The organism is Streptomyces sp. NPDC031111 (genome assembly GCF_055570675.1).
Genome location: NZ_JBVIGS010000001.1, coordinates 252,503 through 278,409, shown reverse-complemented (window position 1 = coordinate 278,409; position 25,907 = coordinate 252,503). Strand labels below are relative to the sequence as shown.

Below are 25,907 nucleotides of genomic sequence, written 5' to 3'. Positions count from 1 at the left end.
GGCCCTCAGTCGCGCGGGACGCGGACCACGCCCTCCTGGATGACCGAGACGGCGAGGCGGCCGTCCTGGGTGTAGATGCGGGCCTGGCCCAGGCCCCGGCCGCCGTGGGCCGACGGGGACTGCTGGTCGTACAGCAGCCACTCGTCGGCGCGGAACGGGCGGTGGAACCACATCGCGTGGTCCAGGGACGCGCCGACGACGTCACCGACCGCCCAGCCGCCGCGCCCGTGGGCGAGGAGGACGGAGTCCAGGAGCGTCATGTCGGAGACGTACGTGGCGAGGACGACGTGCAGCAGCGGATCGTCGGCCAGCTTGCCCTTGGTGCGGAACCACACCTGGGAGTGGGGTTCGCGGGGCTCGCCGAAGCGGCCGTAGGGCGGCTCGTCGACGTAGCGCAGGTCGACGGCGGCGCGTGCCTCCAGGAAGCGGTCCACGACCTCGGGGGCGAGGTGGCCGTAGCCGCGCAGGCGGTCCTCCGAGGTGGGCAGCGCGGCCGGGTCGGGGGACGGCGGCATGGGGTCCTGGTGGTCCAGGCCCTCCTCGTACGTCTGGAAGGACGCCGAAAGGTGGAAGATCGGCTTTCCGTGCTGGACCGCGACCACCCGCCGGGTGGTGAAGGAGCGGCCGTCACGGATCCGGTCGACGGTGTAGACGATCGGCGCGCCGGGGTCGCCGGGGCGCAGGAAGTACGCGTGCAGGGAGTGGGCGGGCCGGTCCTCGGGGACGGTCCGCCCGGCGGCGACCAGCGCCTGCGCGGCGACCTGCCCGCCGAAGACGCGGGGGACGACGGCGGGGCGGGAGTGACCGCGGAAGATGTTCTCCTCGATCTGCTCGAGGTCGAGCAGATCGAGGAGTTCCTGGAGTGCCTGACTCATGAGGTCAGTTGTATACGGCAGGGATTTCGCGGGGCTTACAGGCCCATGTCCTTGGCGATGATCGTCTTCATGATCTCGCTGGTGCCGCCGTAGATGCGGTTGACCCGGTTGTCCGCGTACAGGCGGGCTATCGGGTACTCGTTCATGTAGCCGTAGCCGCCGTGCAACTGGAGGCAGCGGTCGATGACGCGGTGCGCGACCTCGGTGCAGAACAGCTTGGCGCTGGCGGCCTCGGCGGGGGTGAGCTCGCCGGCGTCGAGGGCCTCGGTGGCGCGGTCGGCGACGGCCTCGGCGGCGTCCACCTCGGCCTGGCAGGCGGCCAGCTCGAACTTGGTGTTCTGGAAGTGGGCGACCGGCTTGCCGAAGACGGTGCGCTCCTGCACGTACTGCTTGGCGAACCGGACGGCGGCCTTGGCCTGCGCGTAGGCACCGAAGGCGATGCCCCAGCGCTCGGAGGCGAGGTTGTGGCCGAGGTAGTAGAAGCCCTTGTTCTCCTCGCCGAGCAGGTCCTCGACGGGGACCTTGACGTCGACGAACGCCAGCTCGGCGGTGTCGGAGGTCTTCAGGCCGAGCTTGTCGAGCTTGCGGCCGATGGAGTAGCCCTCGGACTTGGTGTCGACGGCGAAGAGGGAGATGCCGTGGCGGCGGTCCTCGGCGGTCGGGGCGGCGGTGCGGGCGCAGACGATGACGCGGTCGGCGTGGACGCCGCCGGTGATGAAGGTCTTGGCGCCGTTGAGGACGTAGTGCGTGCCGTCCTCGCTGAGCTTGGCGGTGCTCTTCATGCCCGCGAGGTCGGAGCCGGTGCCCGGCTCGGTCATCGCGATGGCCCACATCTCCTCGCCGGTGACGAACTTCGGCAGGTAGCGCTTCTTCTGCTCGTCGGTGGCCAGCATCTTGATGTAGGGCAGGGCGAGCAGCACGTGCACGCCGGAGCCGCCGAACTGGACGCCCGCGCGGGCGGTCTCCTCGTAGAGGACGGCCTCGAACTTGTGGCTGTCCAGGCCCGCGCCGCCGAACTCCTCGGGGACGTTGATCCCGAAGATGCCCAGCTCACCGAGCTTGTAGTAGAACTCGCGGGGCGCCTGGCCCGCCGCGAACCACTCGTCGTAGACGGGCACGACCTCGGCCTCGATGAAGGCGCGGATCGTCTCCCGGAACGCCTCGTGATCCTCGTTGAAAACCGTACGGCGCACTGCTCGCCACCTCCACGACCTGGGCATGTCTAAGCGCTTGCTCAGACCAAAGGTACCGGCGAGTATCCACAGGCGTCCAGAGCGGAGGCCCCGTAACGCTCGTCACTCCGCCGGGGTCAGCGCGAGCCCGCCGCCGCGAACGCCCCCCGCGCCATCCGGTGCAGCAGCTCGGCGGTTCCCGCGCGGCCCGGCAGGGAACCGGGGCGGGTCAGGTGGGGGGTGGAGTTGAGCAGGCCGAACACCGAGTGGACCGCCGAGCGGGCGGCCGGTTCGGCCAGCTCCGGGTACAGCTCGCGCACCACCCCCACCCACAGCTCGACGTACTGCCGCTGCAACTGGCGGACCAGCTTGCGGTCGGTGTCCCGGAGGCGGTCCAGCTCACGGTCGTGCAGGGTGATGAGGGGGCGGTCGTCGAGCGCGAAGTCGATGTGGCCCTCGATCAGCGAGTCGAGGACCGCCTCGGGGGCCGCGACCCCGTCGGCCTCCTTCAGGCGCTGCTTCGCGCCGGTCAGCAGCTGACCGCTGATCCCGACCAGCAGTTCCGCGAGCATCGCGTCCTTGCCCGCGAAGTGCCGGTAGAGCCCGGGTCCGCTGATGCCGACCGCGGCGCCTATCTCGTCGACCCCGACGCCGTGGAAGCCGCGTTCGGCGAAGAGCCGCGCGGCCTCCTTGAGGATCTGCTCGCGGCGGGTGGGGGCGTCGGTTCTGGTGGCCATGAAGACGATTCTAGACAGCGAGGTTAGCGGTCGTTAACCTGAAGGAAATGCGTTAACGCTCATTAACAAGGTGAGGGGACCCGCAGGATGCATGAGGCACCGGAGCTTCACAGCGCGGCCGACCCCGCGTCGGAGGCCTTTCGGGCCAACGAGGAGGCCCATCGCGCCCTCGTCGAGGAGCTGCGCGGCAAGCTGGCCGCGGCGGCGCTCGGCGGCGGCGAGCGGGCGCGGGCGCGGCACACCGCGCGCGGGAAGCTGCTCCCGCGCGACCGCGTGGACACCCTCCTCGACCCCGGCTCCCCCTTCCTGGAGCTGGCCCCGCTGGCGGCCGACGGGATGTACGAGGGGCAGGCCCCGGCGGCCGGTGTGATCGCCGGGATCGGCCGGGTCGCCGGCCGGGAGTGCGTGGTCGTGGCCAACGACGCCACCGTCAAGGGCGGCACGTACTACCCGATGACGGTGAAGAAGCACCTCCGCGCGCAGGAGGTGGCCCTCGACAACCGGCTCCCCTGCGTCTACCTGGTGGATTCGGGCGGCGCCTTCCTGCCGATGCAGGACGAGGTGTTCCCGGACCGGGACCACTTCGGGCGGATCTTCTACAACCAGGCCCGGATGTCCGGCGCCGGCATCCCGCAGATCGCGGCGGTGCTCGGTTCCTGCACGGCGGGCGGGGCGTACGTCCCGGCGATGAGCGACGAGGCGGTGATCGTCCGCAACCAGGGCACGATCTTCCTCGGCGGCCCGCCGCTGGTGAAGGCGGCCACCGGTGAGGTGGTCACGGCGGAGGAGCTGGGCGGCGGCGAGGTCCACTCGCGGGTGTCCGGCGTGACCGACCACCTCGCGGAGGACGACGCGCACGCGCTCAGGATCGTCCGCACCATCGTCTCCACGCTCCCCGCGCGGGGTTCCCTGCCCTGGCAGGTCGAGCCGGCCGTCGAGCCCAAGGTGGACCCGGCGGGGCTGTACGGCGCGGTGCCGGTGGACTCCCGCACGCCCTACGACGTGCGCGAGATCATCGCGCGGGTCGTGGACGGCTCCCGGTTCGCCGAGTTCAAGTCGGAGTTCGGGCAGACCCTGGTCACCGGCTTCGCCCGGATCCACGGCCACCCGGTGGGCATCGTCGCCAACAACGGCATCCTGTTCTCCGAGTCCGCGCAGAAGGGCGCCCACTTCATCGAGCTGTGCGACCAGCGCGGCATTCCGCTGGTGTTCCTCCAGAACATCTCGGGCTTCATGGTGGGCCGGGACTACGAGGCGGGCGGCATCGCCAAGCACGGCGCCAAGATGGTCACCGCCGTCGCCTGCACGCGGGTGCCGAAGCTGACGGTGGTGGTCGGCGGGTCGTACGGGGCGGGCAACTACTCGATGTGCGGCCGGGCGTATTCGCCCCGCTTCCTGTGGATGTGGCCCAACGCCAAGATCTCGGTCATGGGCGGCGAGCAGGCCGCCTCGGTCCTCGCGACCGTCAAGCGGGATCAGCTGGAGGCGCGCGGCGAGGAGTGGCCTGCGGAGGACGAGGACGCTTTCAAGGCCCCGATCCGTGCCCAGTACGAGCGTCAGGGGAACGCCTACTACGCGACGGCCCGCCTCTGGGACGACGGCGTGATCGACCCGCTGGACACCCGGCAGGTCCTGGGCCTGGCCCTGACCGCGTGCGCCAACGCGCCCCTGGGTGATCCCCAGTTCGGCGTCTTCCGGATGTGAGGGGACGGACAAGGATGTTCGAGACAGTGCTTGTGGCCAACCGGGGCGAGATCGCGGTGCGCGTCATCCGCACGCTGCGGTCGATGGGCGTGCGCTCGGTGGCGGTGTACTCCGACGCGGACGCCGACGCCCGGCACGTCCGGGAGGCGGACACGGCGGTGCGGATCGGACCGGCGCCGGCCTCGGAGAGCTATCTGTCGGTGGAGCGGCTGCTCGAAGCCGCCGCGCGCACCGGCGCCCGGGCGGTCCACCCGGGGTACGGCTTCCTCGCCGAGAACGCCGGTTTCGCGCGGGCGTGCGCGGAGGCGGGGCTGGTGTTCATCGGGCCCCCGGCGGACGCGATCGCCCTGATGGGCGACAAGATCCGGGCCAAGGAGACGGTGAAGGCGGCCGGGGTGCCGGTCGTGCCCGGCTCCAGCGGCAGCGGGCTGACGGACGGGCAGCTCGTCGACGCGGCCCGCGAGATCGGCGTGCCGGTGCTGCTGAAGCCGTCGGCGGGCGGCGGCGGCAAGGGCATGCGCCTGGTGCGGGACGCCTCGGTGCTGGCCGACGAGATCGCCGCCGCGCGCCGTGAGGCCCGCGCCTCGTTCGGTGACGACACGCTGCTGGTCGAGCGGTGGATCGACCGCCCCCGGCACATCGAGATCCAGGTACTGGCCGACGGGCACGGCAATGTCGTCCACCTGGGTGAGCGCGAGTGCTCGCTCCAGCGCCGGCACCAGAAGATCATCGAGGAGGCGCCCAGTGTGCTCCTCGACGAGGAGACCCGGGCCGCGATGGGCGAGGCGGCGGTCCAGGCGGCCCGCTCCTGCGGATACCGGGGCGCGGGCACGGTGGAGTTCATCGTCCCGGGCAACGACCCGTCGTCCTACTACTTCATGGAGATGAACACCCGCCTCCAGGTGGAGCACCCGGTCACCGAGCTGATCACCGGTCTCGATCTGGTGGAGTGGCAGCTGCGGGTGGCGGCGGGCGAGCCGCTGTCCTTCGGCCAGGACGACATCCGGCTCACCGGCCACGCGGTCGAGGCCCGGATCTGCGCCGAGGACCCGTCCCGCGGCTTCCTCCCCTCCGGCGGCACGGTGCTGAGGCTGCGCGAACCGCAGGGCGACGGCGTGCGCACCGACTCCGGCCTCAGCGAGGGCACGGAGGTCGGCAGCCTCTACGACCCGATGCTGTCCAAGGTGATCGCGTACGGCCCCGACCGCGCGACCGCGCTGCGCAGGCTCCGGGCGGCCCTCGCGGAGACAGTGACGCTGGGCGTGCAGACCAACGCCGGGTTCCTGCGACGGCTGCTGGCACATCCGGCGGTGGTCTCCGGCGAGATGGACACGGGGCTGGTGGAGCGCGAGGCGGACGGCCTCGTCTCCACCGACGTACCCGAAGAGGTGTACGAGGCCGCGGCCGCCGTACGTCTGGAGGCGCTGCGTCCGCGCGGCGACGGCTGGACGGACCCCTTCTCGGTGCCGGACGGCTGGCGCATGGGCGGCACTCCCCGGCCGGCCGCCTTCCACCTGCGGGTCACGGACCCGGTGGAGCACACGCCGCGCGGCACCCACACCGTCACCGACGACCACGTGGCGGTGACGCTGGACGGTGTCCGGCACACCTTCCACCGGGCCGCCGACTGGTTGGGCCGGGACGGCGACTCCTGGCACGTGCGGGATCACGACCCGGTCGCCGCGTCCCTCACCCGGGCGGGTCACGCGGGCGCCGACTCGCTGACCGCGCCGATGCCGGGCACGGTGACAGTGGTGAAGGTCGCCGTCGGCGACGAGGTGAGCGCGGGCCAGAGCCTGCTGGTGGTGGAGGCGATGAAGATGGAGCACGTCATCTCCGCCCCGCAGGCCGGCACGGTCACCGAACTGGACGTGGCGCCGGGCACGACCGTCGCCATGGACCAGGTGCTGGCCGTGATCGCACCCGTGGAGGAGGAGACGCCATGAACACCTCGGACCTGGGCCTGCCCATGGCCGTACCGGCGGAGGCACTGCCCGCGCGGGTGCGGATCCACGAGGTGGGCGCGCGCGACGGCCTCCAGAACGAGAAGGCGACCGTCCCGACGGCCGTGAAGGCGGAGTTCGTCCGCCGCCTGGCCGGGACCGGACTGACCACGATCGAGGCGACGAGCTTCGTCCACCCCAAGTGGGTCCCCCAACTGGCGGACGCCGAGGACCTGTACCAGGCGGTGTCCGACCTGCCGGTGTCGCTGCCGGTCCTGGTGCCCAACGAGCGCGGACTGGACCGCGCGCTGGCGCTGGGCGCCCGGCGGGTGGCGGTCTTCGCCAGCGCCACGGAGTCCTTCGCCAAGGCCAACCTCAACCGCACGGTGGACGAGTCGCTCGCGATGTTCGAGCCGGTGGTGCGGCGGGCGAAGGCGGAGGACGTCCACGTCCGCGGCTATCTGTCGATGTGCTTCGGCGACCCGTGGGAGGGCGCGGTCCCGCTCGCGCAGGTGGTGAAGGTCTGCCGGGCCCTGCTGGACATGGGGTGCGACGAGCTGAGCCTGGGCGACACCATCGGGGTGGCGACCCCGGGCCATGTGACGGCCCTGCTCACCGCGCTCACCGAGGCGGACGTGCCCGTGTCCGCGCTGGCCGTGCACTTCCACGACACCTACGGCCAGGCCCTGTCCAACACGCTGGCCGCGCTCCAGCGGGGCGTCGCCACGGTCGACGCCTCCGCCGGCGGACTGGGCGGCTGCCCGTACGCGAAGTCCGCCACCGGCAATCTCGCCACCGAAGACCTCGTGTGGATGCTGCGCGGCCTCGGCATCGACACCGGGGTCGATCTCGGCCGTCTGGTCGCCACAAGCGTCTGGATGGCCGCCCACCTGGGCCGACCCAGCCCGTCCCGCACCGTACGAGCCCTCTCCCACCAGGAGCAGTGAACGACATGGACCACAAGCTCTCCCCCGAACTGGAAGAACTCCGCCGTACGGTCGAGGAGTTCGCGCACGACGTGGTGGCGCCGAAGATAGGCGACTTCTACGAGCGGCACGAGTTCCCGTACGAGATCGTGCGGGAGATGGGCCGCATGGGCCTGTTCGGCCTGCCGTTCCCGGAGGAGTACGGCGGCATGGGCGGCGACTACTTCGCGCTGGGCGTCGCCCTGGAGGAACTGGCGCGGGTCGACTCCTCGGTGGCCATCACCCTGGAGGCGGGGGTGTCGCTGGGCGCGATGCCGATCCACCTCTTCGGCACGGAGGAGCAGAAGCGCGAGTGGCTGCCCCGGCTGTGCTCGGCCGAGATCCTGGGCGGGTTCGGCCTGACCGAGCCGGACGGCGGCAGCGACGCGGGCGCGACCCGTACGACGGCCCGTCTGGACGAGTCGACGGGCGAATGGGTCATCAACGGCACGAAGTGCTTCATCACCAACTCGGGCACGGACATCACGGGCCTGGTCACGGTCACGGCGGTCACCGGCCGCAAGCCGGACGGCAAGCCGCTGATCTCGTCGATCATCGTCCCGTCCGGCACCCCGGGCTTCACGGTGGCGGCCCCGTACTCGAAGGTCGGCTGGAACGCCTCGGACACGCGGGAGCTGTCCTTCCAGGACGTCCGGGTCCCGGCGGCCAACCTCCTCGGCGAAGAGGGCCGCGGCTACGCGCAGTTCCTGCGCATCCTGGACGAGGGCCGTATCGCCATCGCCGCGCTGGGCACGGGTCTGGCGCAGGGCTGTGTGGACGAGTCGGTGAAGTACGCCAAGGAGCGGCACGCCTTCGGCAGGCCGATCGGCGCCAACCAGGCGATCCAGTTCAAGATCGCCGACATGGAGATGAAGGCCCACACGTCCCGCCTCGCCTGGCGTGACGCGGCCAGCCGCCTGGTCGCCGGTGAGCCCTTCAAGAAGGAGGCGGCGCTGGCCAAGCTGTACTCGTCCACGATCGCCGTGGACAACGCCCGTGACGCCACCCAGATCCACGGCGGCTACGGCTTCATGAACGAGTATCCGGTGGCCCGTATGTGGCGCGACTCCAAGATCCTGGAGATCGGCGAGGGCACGAGCGAGGTCCAGCGGATGCTGATCGCACGGGAGTTGGGCCTGGCGGGCTGAGCCGCCGGACGCCGTGACACGGCCCGCGTCGACTTCGACGCGGGCCGTCGGTCCGCCCGCCCCCTGGACAGAGCATGAGGTTAGGCTAACCTAAGCGTGTTTCCAGCCAAGGCAGGCTCCGCACGCACGAAAGCAGACCCACCCATGTCGAACGCCACCACCGCCCGCTTCTCCCGCCGGGGACTGCTCGCCGCCGGCGGCGCCCTCGGACTCGGCGCCGCGCTCACCGCCTGCGGGGGCGACGACGACAAGAGCGGCGGATCCGGGTCGGCCGGGGAGTCCAAGTCCGGCCCGTGGTCCTTCAAGGACGACCGCGGCACCACCGTGAAGCTCGACAAGGTGCCCACGAGGATCGTCGCGTTCACCGGTGTGGCGGCCGCCCTCTTCGACTACGGCATCGAGGTCGAGGGCGTGTTCGGGCCCACGAAGACGACCGACGGCAAGGCCGATGTCCAGGCCGGCGACATGGACGTCAGCAAGCTGACGATCTTCGGCAACAAGTTCGACAGCTTCAACGTCGAGCAGTACGCGGCGTTCCGGCCCGAGGTGCTCATCAGCACGATGTTCGACGACGCCGGAACCCTCTGGTACGTCCCCGAGGCCTCCAAGGACAAGATCGCCAAGCTCGCCCCGAGCGTGGCCGTCTCCGTCTACGACCGCCAGATGCCGGAGCCGCTCCAGCGCATGGCCGAGCTGGCCGAGTCGCTGGGCGCCGACATGAAGGCCACGAAGGTCGTCGAGGCGAAGAAGAGGTTCGAGGCCGCCGCCGAGCGGCTGCGCAAGGCCGCCAAGGCCCGCCCGGAGATCAGGGTGCTGGCCGGCTCCGCCGCGCAGGACGTCTTCTACGTCTCCGGCTCCAACTTCTCCATCGACCTGGAGTACTTCAAGGCCCTCGGCGTGAACCTCGTCGAGCCGTCGGAGGAGGCCAAGAAGGCGACCGGCGGCTGGTTCGAGACCCTGAGCTGGGAGAACGTCAACAAGTACCCGGCCGACGTCATCATCATGGACGACCGCGCCTCGACCATCCAGCCCGCCGACATCACCGAGGCCACCTGGAAGCAGCTCCCCGCGGTCAAGGCCGGCCAGGTCATCCCCCGCTCCCCCGAGCCGATCCTGTCCTACGACAAGTGCACCCCCCTGCTCGACAACCTCGCGGAGGCCATCGAGAAGGCCAAGAAGGTCGGCTGATCCCGGTCTGCCCGAACGGGGAGGACACCGGCCGGACTTGAGTGCCGGTCACCCCTGAGGCAGGAGTGATCACAGTCACGCCAGGGGCGGATTCTGAGCGGCGTGTTACTTAGGTTAGGCTTACCTAAGTAACACGCCGCCGGCTTTTCCCGCACCGGATCGTCCCCACCGGAGGACCCCCACATGCGCTCGCACCTGCTCAACGACACCACCGCGGAGCACTACCGCCGCTCCGTGACCGAAGGAGTCGAGCGGGTGGCGGCCAAACTCGCCACCACCGACCGGCCGTTCACCGGAGTCACCGTCGACGCGCTCTCCCCCCGCGTCGACGCCATCGACCTCGACCGGCCGCTCCACGACACCACCGCCGCACTGGACGAACTGGAGGACGTCTACCTCCGGGACGCCGTCTACTTCCACCACCCCCGCTACCTCGCCCACCTCAACTGCCCGGTGGTCATCCCGGCCGTGCTGGGCGAGGCGGTGCTCTCCGCCGTCAACTCCTCCCTGGACACCTGGGACCAGTCGGCCGGCGGCACCCTCATCGAGCGGAAGCTCATCGACTGGACGACCGGCCGCATCGGCCTCGGCCCCGCCGCCGACGGCGTGTTCACCTCCGGCGGCACCCAGTCCAACCTCCAGGCGCTGCTGCTGGCCCGCGAGGAGGCCAAGGCCGAGGACCTGGCGAAACTGCGCGTCTTCGCCTCCGAGGCCGGCCACTTCAGCGTGCAGAAGGCCGCGAAACTCCTCGGCCTCGGACCGGACGCCGTCGTGGTGATCCCCGTCGACCACGACAAGCGCATGCAGACCGTCGCCCTCGCCCGCGAGCTGGCACGCTGCGCCGAGGCCGGCCTGGTCCTCATGGCCGTCGTCGCCACCGCCGGCACCACCGACTTCGGCTCCATCGACCCGCTGCCGGAGATCGCCGAGCTGTGCGAGCAGTACGGCACCTGGATGCACGTGGACGCCGCCTACGGCTGCGGACTGCTCGCCTCGCCGAAGCACCGTGACCGCATCGACGGCATCGAGCGCGCCGACTCCGTCACCGTCGACTACCACAAGTCCTTCTTCCAGCCGGTCAGTTCGTCGGCCGTGCTGGTCCGGGACGCGGCCACGCTGCGGCACGCCACCTACCACGCGGAGTACCTCAACCCGCGCCGCATGGTGCAGGAACGTATCCCCAACCAGGTCGACAAGTCCCTCCAGACCACCCGTCGCTTCGACGCGCTCAAGCTGTGGATGACGCTGCGCGTGATGGGCGCCGACGGCATCGGACAGCTCTTCGACGAGGTGTGCGACCTGGCCGCCGAGGGCTGGAGGCTGCTGGCCGCCGACCCCCGCTTCGACGTCGTCGTCGAGCCGTCCCTGTCCACCCTGGTCTTCCGCTACGTCCCGGGCGCCGTCACCGACCCCGCCGAGATCGACCGCGCCAACCTGTACGCCCGCAAGGCCCTGTTCGCCTCCGGCGACGCGGTGGTCGCGGGCACCAAGGTGGCCGGGCGCCACTACCTGAAGTTCACCCTGCTGAACCCCGAGACCACCGTCTCCGACATCGCCGCCGTCCTCGATCTGATCGCCGGCCACGCCGAGCAGTACCTGGGAGAGTCCCTTGACCGCGCTTCCTGACCCCACGGACACGACCCACGACTTCGTGGGCATCGGACTGGGCCCCTTCAACCTCGGCCTCGCCTGCCTCACCGAGCCCATCGACGAGCTCGACGGCGTCTTCCTGGAGTCCAAGCCGGACTTCGAGTGGCACGCCGGGATGTTCCTCGACGGCGCCCACCTCCAGACGCCGTTCATGTCGGACCTGGTCACCCTGGCCGACCCGACGTCCCCGTACTCCTTCCTCAACTACCTGAAGGAGAAGGGCCGGCTCTACTCGTTCTACATCCGCGAGAACTTCTACCCGCTGCGCGTCGAGTACGACGACTACTGCCGCTGGGCCGCCGGCCAACTGAGCAGCATCCGCTTCGGCACGACGGTCACCGAGGTGACGTACGACGAGACCGACGGGCTGTACGCGGTGAGAACCGAGGCCGGCGCGACGTACCGCGCCCGGCACCTGGTGCTCGGCACCGGAACCGTGCCGTTCGTCCCCGAGCCGTGCCGCGGGCTGGACGGCGGGCTCTTCCACAACGCGCGGTACATGCACCGCAAGGCCGAGCTCACGGAGAAGAAGTCGGTCACGATCGTCGGCAGCGGGCAGAGCGCCGCCGAGATCTACTACGAGCTGCTCTCCGAGATCGACGTCCACGGCTACCAGCTCAACTGGGTCACCCGCTCCCCGCGGTTCTTCCCGCTGGAGTACACCAAGCTGACCCTGGAGATGACCTCCCCGGACTACATCGACTACTTCCGCGCGCTGCCCGAGGAGACCCGCTACCGGCTGGAGAAGCAGCAGAAGGGCCTCTTCAAGGGCATCAACTCGGAGTTGATCGACGCGATCTTCGACCTGCTGTACCAGAAGAACGTCGAGAGCGGCGACCGGCCGGTCCCCACCCGGCTGCTCACCAACTCCTCGCTCACCACCGCCCGTTACGAGGACGGCGGCTACACGCTCGGCTTCCACCAGGACGAGCAGGGCAAGGACTTCGAGATCCGCACCGAGGGCCTGGTGCTCGCCACCGGCTACCACTACGAGCCGCCGGCCTTCCTCGACCCGGTGCGCGACCGCCTCCGCTTCGACGGCCACGGCCGCTTCGACGTCGCCCGCAACTACGCCATCGACGTCACCGGCCGCGGTGTCTTCCTCCAGAACGCGGGTGTCCACACCCACAGCGTCACCAGCCCCGACCTGGGCATGGGCCCGTACCGCAACGCGTCCATCATCCGTGAGCTGCTCGGCACCGAGTACTACCCGGTCGAGAAGACCATCGCGTTCCAGGAGTTCGCCGTATGAGCATCGGTACGTTCACCGTCCGCCCCCTGGACCCGCTGAAGGACGCCGAGCTGCTGCACCGCTGGGTCACCGACCCCAAGGCGGCGTTCTGGATGATGCAGGACGCGCGGCTCCAGGACGTCGAGCGCGAGTACATGCGGATCGCCGCCCACGAGCACCACCACGCCTATCTGGGCCTGCACGACGGCGAACCCGCCTTCCTGATGGAGAAGTACGACCCCCGGTACGTCGAACTCGTCGGCCTCTACGACCCCGAGCCCGGCGACGTCGGCATGCACTTCCTGGTCGCCCCCACCGACCGGCCGGTCCACGGCTTCACCCGGGCCGTCATCACCGCCGTGATGGAGGAGCTGTTCACCGACCCGGACACCCGGCGGGTCGTGGTCGAGCCGGACGTGAGCAACAAGGCCGTCCACGCGCTGAACGAGGCCGTCGGCTTCGTCCCCGTACGTGAGATCGACAAGCCGGAGAAGCGCGCGCTGCTGAGCTTCTGCACGCGCGAGCAGTTCGAGGCCGCCCGAGGAGTAGCCGTATGACCCTGTCCGACGCCGTGGCGCATCTGTCCCCCCACCGCTGGGCGCGGGCCAACCGCCTGCTGATCCGCAAGGCACTCGCCGAGTTCGCGCACGAGCGGCTCATCACGCCGGAGGCCACCGGCGACGGCGGGTACGTCGTCCGGAGCGACGACGGCCTGACCCGGTACACCTTCACGGCCACGCGCCGCGCCCTCGACCACTGGCAGATCGACCCCGACTCGATCGTCCGCCACCGCGACGGGGCCGAGCTGGAACTCGCGGCCCTGGACTTCTTCATCGAGCTCCAGAAGTCCCTGGGCCTGAGCGACGAGATCCTGCCGGTGTACCTGGAGGAGATCTCCTCCACCCTCTCCGGCACCTGCTACAAGCTCACCAAGCCGCCGGTCACCTCGGCCGAGCTGGTCGACGCCGGCTTCCAGGCCATCGAGACCGGGATGACCGAGGGCCACCCCTGCTTCGTCGCCAACAACGGGCGGCTCGGCTTCGGCGTCCACGAGTACCTGTCGTACGCGCCGGAGACGGCGAGCCCGGTGCGGCTGGTGTGGCTGGCCGCCCACCGCTCGCGGGCCGCGTTCACGGCGGGGGTGGGCATCGAGTACGAGTCGTTCATCCGGCAGGAGCTGGGCGAGGAGACCGTCGAGGGCTTCCACGGAGTCCTGCGCGACCAGGGTCTCGACCCCGCCGACTACCTCCTGATCCCCGTGCACCCCTGGCAGTGGTGGAACAAGCTGTCCGTCACCTTCGCGGCCGAGGTGGCGCGCCGGCACCTGGTCTGCCTGGGCGAGGGCGACGACGAGTATCTGGCCCAGCAGTCCATCCGTACGTTCTTCAACACCTCGCACCCGGAGAAGCACTATGTGAAGACGGCCCTGTCCGTCCTCAACATGGGCTTCATGCGCGGACTGTCCGCTGCCTACATGGAGGCCACCCCGGCGATCAACGACTGGCTGGCGCAGCTCATCGACGGCGACCCGGTGCTGCGGGCCACGGGGCTGTCGATCATCCGGGAGCGGGCCGCCGTGGGCTACCGGCACCTGGAGTACGAGCAGGCCACGGACCGCTACTCGCCGTACCGCAAGATGCTGGCCGCGCTGTGGCGGGAGAGCCCGGTGCCCTCGCTGAAGGACGGCGAGTCGCTCGCCACCATGGCCTCGCTGGTCCATGTCGACCACGAGGGGACGTCCTTCGCGGGCGCGCTGATCGAGCGCTCGGGGCTCGCGCCGGCCGAGTGGCTGCGGCACTACCTGCGGGCGTACTACGTCCCGCTGCTGCACAGCTTCTACGCCTACGACCTGGTGTACATGCCGCACGGCGAGAACGTGATCCTCGTCCTGGAGGACGGGGTGGTGCGGCGGGCCGTCTACAAGGACATCGCCGAGGAGATCGCGGTGATGGACCCGGACGCGGTGCTGCCGCCGGAGGTCTCCCGGATCCGGGTGGACGTCCCGGAGGACACGAAGCTGCTGTCGGTCTTCACGGACGTCTTCGACTGCTTCTTCCGCTTCCTCGCCGCGAACCTCGCCGAGGAGGGCGTCCTGGACGAGGACGGCTTCTGGCGCACGGTCGCGGAGATCACCCGCGAGTACCAGGCGTCGGTGCCCGAACTGGCCGACAAGTTCGACCGCTACGACATGTTCGCCCCCGAGTTCGCCCTGTCCTGCCTCAACCGCCTCCAACTGCGCGACAACAAGCAGATGGTCGACCTGACGGACCCGTCCGGCGCGCTCCAACTGGTGGGCACCCTGAAGAACCCGATCGCGGGGTTCTGAAACATAAACGGACGGGCACCCGGAGTACGGTCCTCCGAGTGCCCGTCACTGAAAACGCCCTCGGGGCAATCCCCTTAGGGGCGCGGGGCCCCATCACTATGCGGCTCCGCCGCGTGGGCGCGACCAGCCCCCACGGCGCCGCAGATCCGATGAAACAATTCCCCCATGGTGGAAATCATCCAGAAGGACGGCACCTGGACCTTCGACGGGGACACCCTGCGCCTGACCCCCGGCCGGGACAAGAACGTCGGCCTGCTCCGCAGGACCCTGGGTGAACTGGTCGTCCCGCTACGGGCGTTGGCGAGCATCTCCCTGGAGCAGGGCAAAAAGTCGGGACGACTCAAGCTACGACTGCGCGACGGCGCAGACCCCCTGCTGCACGCGACCGGCGGCCGCCTCACCGAGCCCCACGACCCCTACCAGCTGATCGTCGACGCCGACCGCTTCGGTGTAGCCGAGTACTTCACGGAGGAGGTCCGCACCGCCCTGCTGCTGGACCAGGTCCCCTCCGACCCGGTCACCGAGTATCTGCTGCCCGGACCGTCCGTGCCGCTGTCCGTCTCCGCCGGGGACGGCACGGTCAGCTTCGACGGCGAGCGCGTCCGGCTGGAGTGGAACTGGAAGACGGAGGACGCCAAGGCCGCCGCCGGCACCCGCACCCTCGCGGTGACGGAGCTGGCCGGCGTGGAGTGGCAGCCCGCGGCCGGACTGGAGAACGGCCACCTCCGCTTCACCGTGCGGAACGCCCCCACCAAGGCTCCCGCCAAGTACGACCCGAACTCGGTGGAGCTGTGGGGCTTCAAGAAGGACCCGCTGATGGCGCTCGTCGCCGCCGCCGTCCAGGCCCGTCTGCCGCACCCGGCCGCACCCGTCGAGGAGCGCCCGCGGGAGCTGGAGGCCGCACAACCCGCGGCGGCCCCCGCTCCGGCCGAGGACGACCACGACGCCCTGCTGCGCCGGCTCCGGGAGCTGGGCGAGCTGCACCGGTCCGGTGTGCTCACGGACGAGGAGTTCACCCTCGCCAAGCAGGCGATCCTCAAGCGCATGTGAGCCGGATCCCAGCCCCAGCCGTGAGTCCTGCCCGAAATCGGGCACGTTTCTTGCGAAACCGCCGCCGGTACCTCAGGATCATCGGGTGCACGACGAACTTGTTGATCATTTGACGCGGTCCACGCCCCTCAGCCGGGGCGAGGCGCTGCGCGTGATCCAGGACGTGCTCGCCTACTTCGACGAGACGACCGAGGACTACGTCCGTCGCCGCCACCGCGAGCTCCAGGCCCAGGGCCTGGTGAACGCGACGATCTTCGAACGGATCGAGGCGGACCTCAGATACCGAGCGGTGGCGCCGCCCGAGCTCTCGCTCCGGCAGCTGCGCCGCATCGTCTACGGCTAGGAAACATACGTATATGTGCGGAATCGTCGGATACATCGGCAGGCGTGAGGTCGCTCCGCTGCTGCTCGAGGGCCTCCAGCGCCTGGAGTACCGCGGCTACGACTCGGCGGGCATCGTCGTCACCTCCCCCAAGGCGTCCGGCCTGAAGATGGTCAAGGCCAAGGGCCGGGTGCGCGACCTGGAGGCCAAGGTCCCCGCGCGCTTCAAGGGCAGCACCGGCATCGCCCACACCCGCTGGGCCACCCACGGCGCCCCGTCCGACGTCAACGCCCACCCGCACCTGGACGCCGAGGGCAAGGTCGCCGTCGTCCACAACGGCATCATCGACAACGCCTCCGACCTGCGCCGCAAGCTGGAGGCGGACGGCGTCGAGTTCCTCTCCGAGACGGACACGGAGGTCCTCGTCCACCTGATCGCCCGCTCGGGGGCCGAGAAGCTGGAGGACAAGGTCCGCGAGACCGTGCGCCTCATCGAGGGCACCTACGGCATCGCCGTCCTGCACGCCGACTTCCCGGACCGCATCGTGGTGGCCCGCAACGGCTCGCCGGTCGTGCTCGGCATCGGCGAGAAGGAGATGTTCGTCGCCTCGGACATCGCCGCGCTGGTCGCCCACACCCGCCAGATCGTCACCCTGGACGACGGCGAGATGGCCACCCTCAAGGCCGACGACTTCCGCACCTACACCACCGAGGGCACCCGTACGACCGCCGAGCCGACCACCGTGGAGTGGGAGGCGGCCTCCTACGACATGGGCGGCCACGACACGTACATGCACAAGGAGATCCACGAGCAGGCGGAGGCCGTGGACCGCGTGCTGCGCGGCCGGATCGACGACCGCTTCTCCACCGTGCACCTGGGCGGCCTCAACCTGGACGCCCGTGAGGCGCGCCGGATCCGCCGGGTGAAGATCCTCGGCTGCGGCACCTCGTACCACGCCGGAATGATCGGCGCGCAGATGATCGAGGAGCTGGCCCGCATCCCCGCCGACGCCGAGCCGGCCTCCGAGTTCCGCTACCGCAACGCGGTCGTGGACCCCGACACCCTGTATGTCGCGGTCTCCCAGTCCGGTGAGACGTACGACGTGCTCGCGGCCGTGCAGGAGCTGAAGCGCAAGGGCGCGCGGGTGCTGGGCGTGGTCAACGTCGTCGGCTCCGCGATCGCCCGCGAGGCGGACGGCGGCGTCTACGTGCACGCCGGTCCCGAGGTGTGCGTGGTGTCCACCAAGTGCTTCACCAACACCACGGTCGCCTTCGCCCTGCTCGCCCTGCACCTGGGCCGCACCCGTGACCTGTCGGTGCGCGACGGCAAGCGGATCATCGAGGGCCTGCGCCGGCTCCCCGGCCAGATCGCCGAGATCATGGAGCAGGAGGAGGAGATCAAGAAGCTGGCCCTGGAGTACGCCGAGGCCCGCTCGATGCTCTTCATCGGCCGTGTCCGGGGCTACCCGGTGGCCCGCGAGGCCTCCCTGAAGCTCAAGGAGGTCTCCTACATACACGCCGAGGCCTACCCGGCGTCCGAGCTGAAGCACGGCCCGCTGGCCCTGATCGAGCCGGCCCTCCCCACGGTCGCGATCGTCCCGGACGACGACCTGCTGGAGAAGAACCGCGCGGCGATGGAGGAGATCAAGGCCCGCAGCGGCAAGATCCTCGCAGTGGCCCACCAGCACCAGGAGAAGGCCGACCACACCCTGGTCGTCCCCAAGAACGAGGACGAACTCGACCCCATCCTCATGGGCATCCCCCTCCAACTCCTCGCCTACCACACGGCCCAGGCTCTCGGCAGGGACATCGACAAGCCCAGGAACCTCGCCAAGTCGGTAACGGTGGAGTAGCACCCCGCTTTCAGGGGCGCGGGGCCGTATCGATCTACGGCCCCGCCGCGCGGGCGCGACAAGCCCCGCAACCTGGCCAAGTCGGTAACGGCCAGGCATCACCCCTCAGGGGCGCGGGGCCGTATCGACATGCGGCTCCGCCGCGCGGGCGCGACAAGCTCCGCAGCCTGACCAAGTCGGTAACGGCCAGGCATCACCCCTCAGGGGCGCGGGGAACTGCGCGACAAGCCACAACGCACCCGCACACGCCAACGAAACAGAACGGGCCCCCGCGTGTTGCCACACAACACGCGGGGGCCCGTCCCCAACTCACGGAATAACAACAACCGGCCGCTGCGCCCGCTTGGCCAGCCTCCCGGCAACAGACCCAAAAATCCGCCCCACAAGCCCGTGGGTGGAACCCACGACAATCGCATCGGCGGAGTACTCCCGCCCCACCTCCTCGAGTTCATGGCAGATGTCCCCACCACGCTCGACGAGAATCCACGGCACCTCTGCCAAATAGTCCGCACAGGCCAGCTCGAGACCGAGCACCTCCGTGCGGTGGTCCGGGACGTCCACGAAGACCGGTGGCTCGCAGCCGGCCCACACCGTGGTGGGCAGCCGGTTGGCGACGTGGACGATGATCAGGCCCGAACCGGAGCGCCGGGCCATGCCGATGGCGTAGGCAAGGGCCCGTTCACTGGAGGTGGAGCCGTCGAAGCCGACGACCACTCCGTGCCGGAACGCGGGGTCGCAGGGGTGGCGTGACTCCTCCGCCGCCAGGGGTTCGGCCGCCGTGGGATCGGCGACCGGCCGCTTGCGGTCCGCGGGTTCGAAGAATTCGTGACCGGCCATGGCTGTCTCGGGGTTGTGATCCTTTGTGGGGGACGACAGTGTGCGGCGGAGCTGTGTCCGGGAATTATCTTCCCAACCCCATACCCCCAAGGGTACGGCGGCACGCCTCCTAAGCCCAGATCCCGCGCATACCGGCAGGCGGGTTCCCCGGAGCATGCACGAGGGTCCGCCCGTCACGCAACGGTTGCTGCCCTGTACAGGTGGTTTGCGCGGGATTCACTTGAACATGAGAAGGGGCGTTCCGGGCCGACCGCCCCGAACCCGCACCGAACCCCCTGGGCAGGCGGGGGCCGTGCCGGGAAGTGTCCGCACCGGGTGCGGGAACCCCTCGCGGGGCCGGCGCGGCCGCGGCGGAACGGGCTCCGACGGGGCCGGCGGCACCCTGGCGGGGATACACCGGTCGGCTGACCGGTTTCCGTGCCCTCGCCCGCATCTTTTCAGCCAACTTCTGGCCGGTGTGCATCCCCTGCCGCAACCACCCCCCAACCCCCGTTCGACCTGCACGAAAAGGGTCTCCGGGGCCCCGCACGCCCTACGTGGATTGGCCACTGCGACAAGGCGCACTTCCCCGCACGGCCCACGAGTGCAACGCTTCGTGATCGAATGCTTCACGCCAAGTTGCCAAGTCGACAATGCACCGGGTGGCGAACCGGCCACCGGCGCGCGACGGGACGCAGTAGATTCGATCTTGATGTCTTAGGCGGGGGACTCGTGCAGGACCGAGGGGAAACGTGCAGGAGCGACACAACCGAGGAGCCGCGACCACCGAGGGGGGCTTAGCAGTATGAGCCACGACTCCACTGCCGCGCCGGAAACCGCGGCCCGGAAACTCTCCGGGCGCCGCCGCAAGGAGATCGTCGCGGTGCTGCTGTTCAGCGGCGGCCCCATCTTCGAGAGTTCCATACCGCTGTCGGTGTTCGGGGTTGACCGCCAGGACGCCGGCGTACCGCGCTACCGCCTGCTGGTGTGCGGGGGCGAAGAGGGCCCGCTGCGGACCACGGGCGGCCTGGAACTCACCGCGCCACATGGACTGGAGGCGATATCCCGGGCGGGCACCGTCGTGGTGCCGGCCTGGCGCTCGATCACCTCGCCACCGCCGGAGGAGGCCCTGGACGCGCTGCGCCGGGCCCACGAGGAGGGCGCCCGCATCGTCGGGCTGTGCACCGGCGCCTTCGTCCTCGCGGCGGCGGGACTGCTGGACGGCCGTCCCGCGACCACACACTGGATGTACGCGCCGACGCTGGCGAAACGCTATCCGTCGGTGCACGTCGATCCACGGGAGCTCTTCGTGGACGACGGTGACGTGCTGACGTCCGCGGGCACGGCGGCCGGAATCGATCTGTGCCTGCACATCGTGCGCACGGATCACGGCAACGAGGCGGCCGGCGCGCTGGCCCGCCGTCTGGTGGTGCCGCCTCGCCGGAGCGGAGGCCAGGAACGCTACCTGGACCGCTCTTTACCGGAGGAGATCGGCGCCGACCCGCTCGCCGAGGTCGTCGCCTGGGCGCTGGAGCACCTCCACGAGCAGTTCGACGTGGAGACGCTGGCGGCACGCGCGTACATGAGCCGTCGTACGTTCGACCGCCGGTTCCGCTCCCTGACCGGCAGCGCCCCGTTGCAGTGGCTGATCACCCAGCGGGTGCTCCAGGCGCAGCGCCTGCTGGAGACGTCGGACTACTCGGTGGACGAGGTCGCCGGCCGCTGCGGCTTCCGCTCACCGGTCGCGCTGCGCGGCCACTTCCGGCGCCAGCTGGGTTCGTCCCCGGCCGCCTACCGGGCCGCCTACCGCGCGCGGCGCCCCCAGGCCGACCGGAACCAGGACACCGAGGGCACCCCGAACACCCCGGGTCCCCTCTCGTCCGGCCAGCCCGGCCACGCGGCGCACCCGGGCCACGCCCCGGCCGCGCTGCACCCGGACAACCCGCTCCCGCACCAGTCCCGCCGCACGGCGGCGGCCGGCGCCCTGGGGCCGTCCCTGACGGCCTCGGCCCTCCCGGGCCAGCGCGGCGCGCCGTGAGGTGACAACGGCAGCCCGACGGGCCGGAGGCCATGGCCTCCGGCCCGTCGGGCTGTACTGACGAGACCACGTCAGCCACAACCAGCCCGTCCGGCGTCCGAGGACGAGGCCGGCCCCTGTGACGTTCACACCGGCACCACGGGCATCGCAGCCGGGCTCCCCACCGCGCACCGCCCCGTAAGGTTAGACACATGAACGATCGCATGGTGTGGATCGACTGCGAGATGACCGGCCTCTCGCTGTCGGACGACGCGCTCATCGAAGTGGCCGCCCTCGTCACCGACTCCGAGCTCAACGTGCTCGGCGAGGGCGTGGACATCGTCATCCGCCCGCCGGAGCGGGCCCTGGAGACGATGCCGGAGGTGGTGCGCCAGATGCACACCGCGTCCGGACTGCTCGCCGAGCTGGAGGGCGGCACGACGCTCGAGGAGGCCGAGCAGCGGGTCCTCGACTACGTGAGGGAACACGTCAAGGAGCCCGGCAAGGCGCCCCTGTGCGGCAACTCCGTCGGCACCGACCGCGGCTTCCTGCTGCGGGACATGCCGACCCTGGAGGACTACCTGCACTACCGCATCGTGGACGTGTCCAGCATCAAGGAGCTGGCCCGCCGCTGGTACCCCAGGGCGTACTTCAACAGCCCCGAGAAGAACGGCAACCACCGCGCCCTCGCCGACATCCGCGAGTCCATCGCGGAGCTGCGCTACTACCGCGAGGCCGTCTTCGTACCGCAGCCGGGCCCCGACTCGGACACCGCGAAGAAGATCGCCGCGAAGCACGTCGTGCCTGGTCAGTAGGGAGCGGAGGGGGCGTCGGGGGCCGCAGCCAAAAGCCGTGCGCGAGCACCCCTTCGGACCCTGTACACTTTTTCTCGGCCGGTCGGGGAAGTCACCGACTCCAACCGACAAGGCCATGGTGGGTGTAGCTCAGCTGGTAGAGCACCTGGTTGTGGTCCAGGATGCCGCGGGTTCGAGTCCCGTCACTCACCCTCACCAGTTCAGCCGGTGACCTCCCACGAGGTCACCGGCTGAACTCGTTTCCGGTGCGCGCTTCCGGCCCGCTCGTTTCCGGTCCATGAGCGGCGCGCGGGACCACGGCCCGCGCGACGTCACGACGAAGCGCGGCCCACCAGTTCCGTGGCCAGGACCATCTGGCGGCGCTCCAGTTCCCGCGAGGCCAGTGGGCGGCGGTCGGCGACCTCGGCGAGGAGCAGGTCGATCATCGCGCGGCCCATCTCCTCGATCGGCTGGCGCACGCTGGTCAGCGGCGGGTCCATGTGGCGGGCGATCGCGGAGTCGTCGTAGCCGACCAGGGCCACGTCGTCCGGGATGCGGCGGCCCGCCTCGCGCAGGGCGTGCCGGGCGCCGGCCGCGGTGACGTCCGACGCGGCGAAGACCGCGTCCAGGTCGGGGCGGCGCTCCAGCAGGGCCGCCATCGCGCGTCGGCCGCCGTCCTCGGAGAAGTCGCCCGACTCGATCAGCAGCTCGTCCACCTCGTGGCCGGCTTCGCGCAGGGCGGCGCGGTAGCCGTCGACGCGCCGCTGGGCACCGTACACATCGAGGCGGCCGGTGATGTGGGCTATGGTCCGCCGGCCCCGGCCGATGAGGTGCTCGACGGCCTGCCGGGCGCCGCCGTAGTTGTCCGAGTCGACGGAGGTCAGCGTCTCGGCGGCCGAGCGGGGGCCGCTGATCACGGCCGGGATCTCCAGCTGGGACAGCATGTCGGGCAGCGGGTCGTCGGCGTGCACGGAGACCAGCAGCACCCCGTCCACGCGGTGGGCGGCCAGGTACTCGGCGAGCCGCTGCCGCTCCCGGTCGCTGCCCGCGAAGATCAGCAGCAGCTGCATCTGGGTGTCGGCCAGCGCCGCGCCGACACCCCGGAGCATGTCCGAGAAGTACGGCTCGGCGAAGAACCGGGTCTCCGGCTCGGGGACGACGAGGGCGATGGCGTCGGTGCGGTTGGCGGCCAGGGCGCGGGCGGCCGTGTTCGGGACGTAACCGAGCTCGGCGACCGCGGCCTCCACGGCGGCGCGTGTGGCGTCGCTCACCCGGGGCGAGCCGTTGATCACCCGGGAGACCGTGCCACGGCCCACACCGGCGCGCGCGGCCACCTCTTCGAGGGTGGGACGGCCGCCGCTCCGGCCCCGCGCTCCGTGGCTTGCCATCGGACCCGCCTTCCGTCGTATGTCACGCTGGCCTGGAATGTAACAGCCCCGTCGGTGGTGGTGACCACCGCCGGGAGGGCAGCAGGCGGACTCCGTACTTCCGGGGGCGGCTCCGGCGTGTCCAGTTAACAGGCAGATAACTGAAGGCACTTTGCGGCGTCTGTTCCCTTGACACCCTCGCCCGGACCCGCGACTCTTCAACACATCACTTGTGGGAGCGCTCCCACAGTACCTGACACATACACAACCCGCACGTTCCCCGCCCGAGCCGCAACGCGCAAGATACGGGTCCAACAACGCCGTTGGCCGGGGGGTCGGCACGTCAGGGCAACAGGAGGACGCAATGCGAGCACGTACCCTCCCCCTCTCCCGTCAGCGGTCGGGCGGGGGGAAGCCCATCGCCCGCAAGGCGCTGGCCATCGCGGCCGTGGTGTCGCTGGGCACCGGGCTGCTGGCCGGCTGTGCCGACGACGGCGGTGGCGACGGCGACGGATCCTCGTCCGACAGCGAGGGCAAGACCAAGATCACAATGGGTCTGTTCGGCACCTTCGGCTACGAGGAGGCCGGTCTCTACGCCGAGTACGAGAAGCTGAACCCTGACATCAAGATCGAGCAGACGGTCGTGGAGCGGAACGAGAACTACTACCCCGCCCTGCTGAACCACCTCACCACCAACAGCGGTCTGATGGACGTCCAGGCCATCGAGATCGCCAACATCGCCGAGATCGTCGGCACCCAGGCGGACAAGTTCGTGGACATGTCCAAGGCCGAGGGTGTCGACAAGGCCAACTGGCTCGACTGGAAGTGGGAGCAGGCCACCACCAAGGACGGCCAGACCGTCGGTCTCGGCACCGACGTCGGCCCGATGGCCATCTGTTACCGCAAGGACCTCTTCGAGAAGGCCGGCCTGCCGACCGACCGCGCGGAGGTCGGCAAGCTGTGGGCCGGTGACTGGAACAAGTTCATCGAGACCGGTGAGAAGTACAAGAAGGCGGCCGGCAAGGACACCTTCTTCATGGACTCCCCCGGTGGCCTGATCAACGCCATCCTCAGCAGTGAGGAGAAGAAGTTCTACGACGAGTCCGGCGAGGTCATCTACAAGACCAACCCCGCCGTCAAGGACGCCTTCGACCTGACCGCCGAGGCCGCCGAGAAGGGCCTGGTCCAGTCGCAGACGCAGTTCCAGCCGGCCTGGGACACGACGATCGCCAACAGCAAGTTCGCCACCGTCGCCTGCCCGCCGTGGATGCTCGGCACCATCAAGGGCAAGGCCAAGCCGGAAGACGCCGGCAAGTGGGACGTGGCCGTGGCGCCCAAGTCCGGCAACTGGGGCGGCTCCTTCCTGGGCGTGCCGAAGAGCGGCAAGAACGTCGAGGAGGCGCAGAAGCTGGTGGCCTGGCTGACCGCGCCCGAGCAGCAGGCGAAGCTGTTCAAGGTGCAGGGCAGCTTCCCGAGCACCCCGGGCGCGTACGACAGCCCCGAAGTGACCGGCGCCAAGAACGAGATGACCGGTGACTCCCCGATCGGTGAGATCTTCTCCGAGGCCGCCAAGCAGATCCCGACCCAGGTCATCGGCCCGAAGGACCAGATCATCCAGCAGGGTCTGACGGACAACGGCGTCATCCTGGTGACCAAGGGCAAGTCCGCCAAGGAGGCCTGGGAGACGGCCACCAAGACCATCGACAACAACCTGGACAAGTGACCGAAATGGCCACCCGCCACGACACCGCCGCGCTCCCCTCCAAGGGGGGCGCGGCCCCGGGCCGTCCGCCCAAGGGCTCCGTGCCCATGGACAAGGACCAGCGACGCCGGGCCAAGCTGTCCCGGCGCTGGCAGCGCGACATGCGCTGGAGCCCGTACGCGTTCGTCTCACCGTTCTTCCTGCTGTTCCTCGCCTTCGGCCTGTTCCCCCTGCTCTACACCGGCTGGGCCTCGCTGCACCAGGTGGAGCTGACCGCCCCGACCGACATGAGCTGGGTCGGGCTGAAGAACTACACGAGGATCTTCGACGACGAGTTCTTCTGGAACGCGGCGCGGAACACCCTCACCATCGGCATCATCTCGACCGTTCCGCAGCTGCTGATAGCGATGGGCATCGCCCACGTCCTCAACTACAAGCTGCGGGCCTCGACCTTCTACCGGGTCGCGATGCTCGCGCCGTACGCCACCTCGATCGCCTCCGCCTCCCTGGTGTTCGTACTGCTCTTCGGCTACGACTACGGCATGATCAACTGGGCGCTCGACTTCGTCGGGATCGACCCGGTCGACTGGCAGGGCGAGAAGTGGCCCTCGCAGTTCGCCGTCTCGTCGATCATCATCTGGCGCTGGACCGGCTACAACGCCCTGATCTACCTGGCCGCGATGCAGGCGATCCCGCAGGACCTGTACGAGTCGGCGGCGCTGGACGGCGCCAGCCGCTGGAAGCAGTTCATCCACGTGACGCTGCCCTCGCTGCGTCCGACGATCCTGTTCACGGTGGTGGTCTCCACCATCGGCGCCAGCCAGGTCTTCGGCGAGCCGCTGCTGTTCGACGCCAACAAGGGCGCGTCCGGCGGCGCGGAGCACCAGTTCCAGACGCTCGGCCTGTACCTGTACGAGCAGGGCTGGGTGAACCAGCACCTGGGCCGTGCCTCGGCGATCGCCTGGACGATGTTCGCGATCCTGATCGTCATCGGCATCATCAACCAGCTCATCTCGCGCCGGCTGCGCGCCAGCAGTTAAGGAGTTGT

At 70.0% G+C, this 25,907-nt stretch carries 21 protein-coding genes and 1 tRNA gene; 17 read left to right on the top strand and 5 right to left on the bottom strand.

Annotated elements, in window-relative coordinates; genetic code table 11:
• Positions 1-5: 5 nt before the first annotated feature.
• The 3 genes from ACZ470_RS01305 to ACZ470_RS01295 form a co-directional block, all read right to left on the bottom strand.
• Complete coding sequence (locus ACZ470_RS01305; protein ID WP_468423276.1) at positions 6-875, bottom strand: acyl-CoA thioesterase; 870 nt, start codon at positions 873-875, stop codon at positions 6-8.
• Between the two features lie 35 nt (positions 876-910).
• Positions 911-2,068, bottom strand: a complete 1,158-nt coding sequence (locus tag ACZ470_RS01300) for an acyl-CoA dehydrogenase family protein (protein WP_468423274.1) — start codon at positions 2,066-2,068, stop codon at positions 911-913.
• A 116-nt stretch (positions 2,069-2,184) separates the two neighbouring features.
• Positions 2,185-2,784 (bottom strand): SACE_7040 family transcriptional regulator, encoded by a 600-nt coding sequence (locus ACZ470_RS01295; RefSeq protein ID WP_468423272.1) that lies wholly within the window; start codon positions 2,782-2,784, stop codon positions 2,185-2,187.
• 87 nt (positions 2,785-2,871) lie between these two features.
• Between ACZ470_RS01295 and ACZ470_RS01290 the strand changes: the two genes are divergently transcribed.
• The 12 genes from ACZ470_RS01290 to glmS all read left to right on the top strand — a co-directional run bounded on the left by ACZ470_RS01290 (position 2,872) and on the right by glmS (position 18,163).
• Positions 2,872-4,488 (top strand): carboxyl transferase domain-containing protein, encoded by a 1,617-nt coding sequence (locus ACZ470_RS01290; RefSeq protein WP_468423270.1) that lies wholly within the window; start codon positions 2,872-2,874, stop codon positions 4,486-4,488.
• Positions 4,489-4,502: 14 nt separating this feature from the next.
• Positions 4,503-6,434, top strand: coding sequence for an acetyl/propionyl/methylcrotonyl-CoA carboxylase subunit alpha (locus ACZ470_RS01285; protein WP_468423268.1), 1,932 nt, complete (start codon positions 4,503-4,505; stop codon positions 6,432-6,434).
• A complete protein-coding gene (locus tag ACZ470_RS01280; RefSeq protein ID WP_468423267.1) occupies positions 6,431-7,378 on the top strand; it encodes a hydroxymethylglutaryl-CoA lyase in 948 nt (315 codons plus the stop codon). Before ACZ470_RS01285 ends, ACZ470_RS01280 begins: the two co-directional genes overlap by 4 nt.
• A gap of 5 nt (positions 7,379-7,383) precedes the next feature.
• Positions 7,384-8,544: an acyl-CoA dehydrogenase family protein gene (locus ACZ470_RS01275; protein WP_468423265.1), complete on the top strand. Its 1,161-nt coding sequence runs from the start codon at positions 7,384-7,386 to the stop codon at positions 8,542-8,544.
• A 144-nt stretch (positions 8,545-8,688) separates the two neighbouring features.
• Positions 8,689-9,732, top strand: coding sequence for an ABC transporter substrate-binding protein (locus ACZ470_RS01270; protein WP_468423264.1), 1,044 nt, complete (start codon positions 8,689-8,691; stop codon positions 9,730-9,732).
• Positions 9,733-9,915: 183 nt separating this feature from the next.
• Positions 9,916-11,358 (top strand): lysine decarboxylase DesA, encoded by a 1,443-nt coding sequence (gene desA, locus ACZ470_RS01265; protein WP_468423262.1) that lies wholly within the window; start codon positions 9,916-9,918, stop codon positions 11,356-11,358.
• A complete protein-coding gene (locus ACZ470_RS01260) occupies positions 11,342-12,634 on the top strand; it encodes a lysine N(6)-hydroxylase/L-ornithine N(5)-oxygenase family protein (protein ID WP_468423260.1) in 1,293 nt (430 codons plus the stop codon). The genes desA and ACZ470_RS01260 overlap by 17 nt, the downstream gene beginning before the upstream one ends.
• On the top strand, positions 12,631-13,170 hold the full coding sequence (locus ACZ470_RS01255) for a GNAT family N-acetyltransferase (RefSeq protein WP_468423259.1): 540 nt from the start codon (positions 12,631-12,633) through the stop codon (positions 13,168-13,170). The genes ACZ470_RS01260 and ACZ470_RS01255 overlap by 4 nt, the downstream gene beginning before the upstream one ends.
• Complete coding sequence (locus ACZ470_RS01250) at positions 13,167-14,939, top strand: IucA/IucC family protein (protein WP_468423257.1); 1,773 nt, start codon at positions 13,167-13,169, stop codon at positions 14,937-14,939. Before ACZ470_RS01255 ends, ACZ470_RS01250 begins: the two co-directional genes overlap by 4 nt.
• Before the next feature lie 165 nt (positions 14,940-15,104).
• Positions 15,105-15,989 carry a DUF4429 domain-containing protein gene (locus ACZ470_RS01245; protein WP_468423255.1) on the top strand — a complete coding sequence of 295 codons (885 nt, stop codon included), beginning with the start codon at positions 15,105-15,107 and terminating at the stop codon, positions 15,987-15,989.
• Positions 15,990-16,074: 85 nt separating this feature from the next.
• The gene (locus ACZ470_RS01240) at positions 16,075-16,332 is read left to right on the top strand and encodes a hypothetical protein (RefSeq protein WP_468423254.1); all 258 of its coding nucleotides are present in this window, start codon (positions 16,075-16,077) and stop codon (positions 16,330-16,332) included.
• A 13-nt stretch (positions 16,333-16,345) separates the two neighbouring features.
• Entirely contained in the window at positions 16,346-18,163 is a 1,818-nt protein-coding gene (gene glmS / locus ACZ470_RS01235) for a glutamine--fructose-6-phosphate transaminase (isomerizing) (protein WP_468423253.1), read from the top strand.
• A 309-nt stretch (positions 18,164-18,472) separates the two neighbouring features.
• Here glmS and ACZ470_RS01230 read toward each other — a convergent pair whose 3' ends face one another.
• Entirely contained in the window at positions 18,473-19,000 is a 528-nt protein-coding gene (locus ACZ470_RS01230) for a universal stress protein (RefSeq protein WP_468423251.1), read from the bottom strand.
• 784 nt (positions 19,001-19,784) lie between these two features.
• On the opposite strand from ACZ470_RS01230, the gene ACZ470_RS01225 reads away from it, so the two are divergent.
• From ACZ470_RS01225 to ACZ470_RS01215, 3 genes are all read left to right on the top strand, one after another.
• On the top strand, positions 19,785-21,017 hold the full coding sequence (locus ACZ470_RS01225; RefSeq protein WP_468423249.1) for a helix-turn-helix domain-containing protein: 1,233 nt from the start codon (positions 19,785-19,787) through the stop codon (positions 21,015-21,017).
• Between the two features lie 191 nt (positions 21,018-21,208).
• Positions 21,209-21,811: an oligoribonuclease gene (gene orn / locus ACZ470_RS01220; protein WP_468423247.1), complete on the top strand. Its 603-nt coding sequence runs from the start codon at positions 21,209-21,211 to the stop codon at positions 21,809-21,811.
• A gap of 118 nt (positions 21,812-21,929) precedes the next feature.
• Positions 21,930-22,002 (top strand) — tRNA-His (locus ACZ470_RS01215).
• Positions 22,003-22,122: 120 nt separating this feature from the next.
• Here ACZ470_RS01215 and ACZ470_RS01210 read toward each other — a convergent pair.
• Entirely contained in the window at positions 22,123-23,178 is a 1,056-nt protein-coding gene (locus ACZ470_RS01210) for a LacI family DNA-binding transcriptional regulator (protein WP_468423245.1), read from the bottom strand.
• A 343-nt stretch (positions 23,179-23,521) separates the two neighbouring features.
• Here ACZ470_RS01210 and ACZ470_RS01205 point away from each other — a divergent pair, with 343 nt between their 5' ends.
• Positions 23,522-24,880, top strand: coding sequence for an ABC transporter substrate-binding protein (locus tag ACZ470_RS01205; RefSeq protein WP_468423243.1), 1,359 nt, complete (start codon positions 23,522-23,524; stop codon positions 24,878-24,880).
• Between the two features lie 5 nt (positions 24,881-24,885).
• Positions 24,886-25,899, top strand: a complete 1,014-nt coding sequence (locus tag ACZ470_RS01200) for a carbohydrate ABC transporter permease (protein ID WP_468424031.1) — start codon at positions 24,886-24,888, stop codon at positions 25,897-25,899.
• Positions 25,900-25,907: the final 8 nt, after the last annotated feature.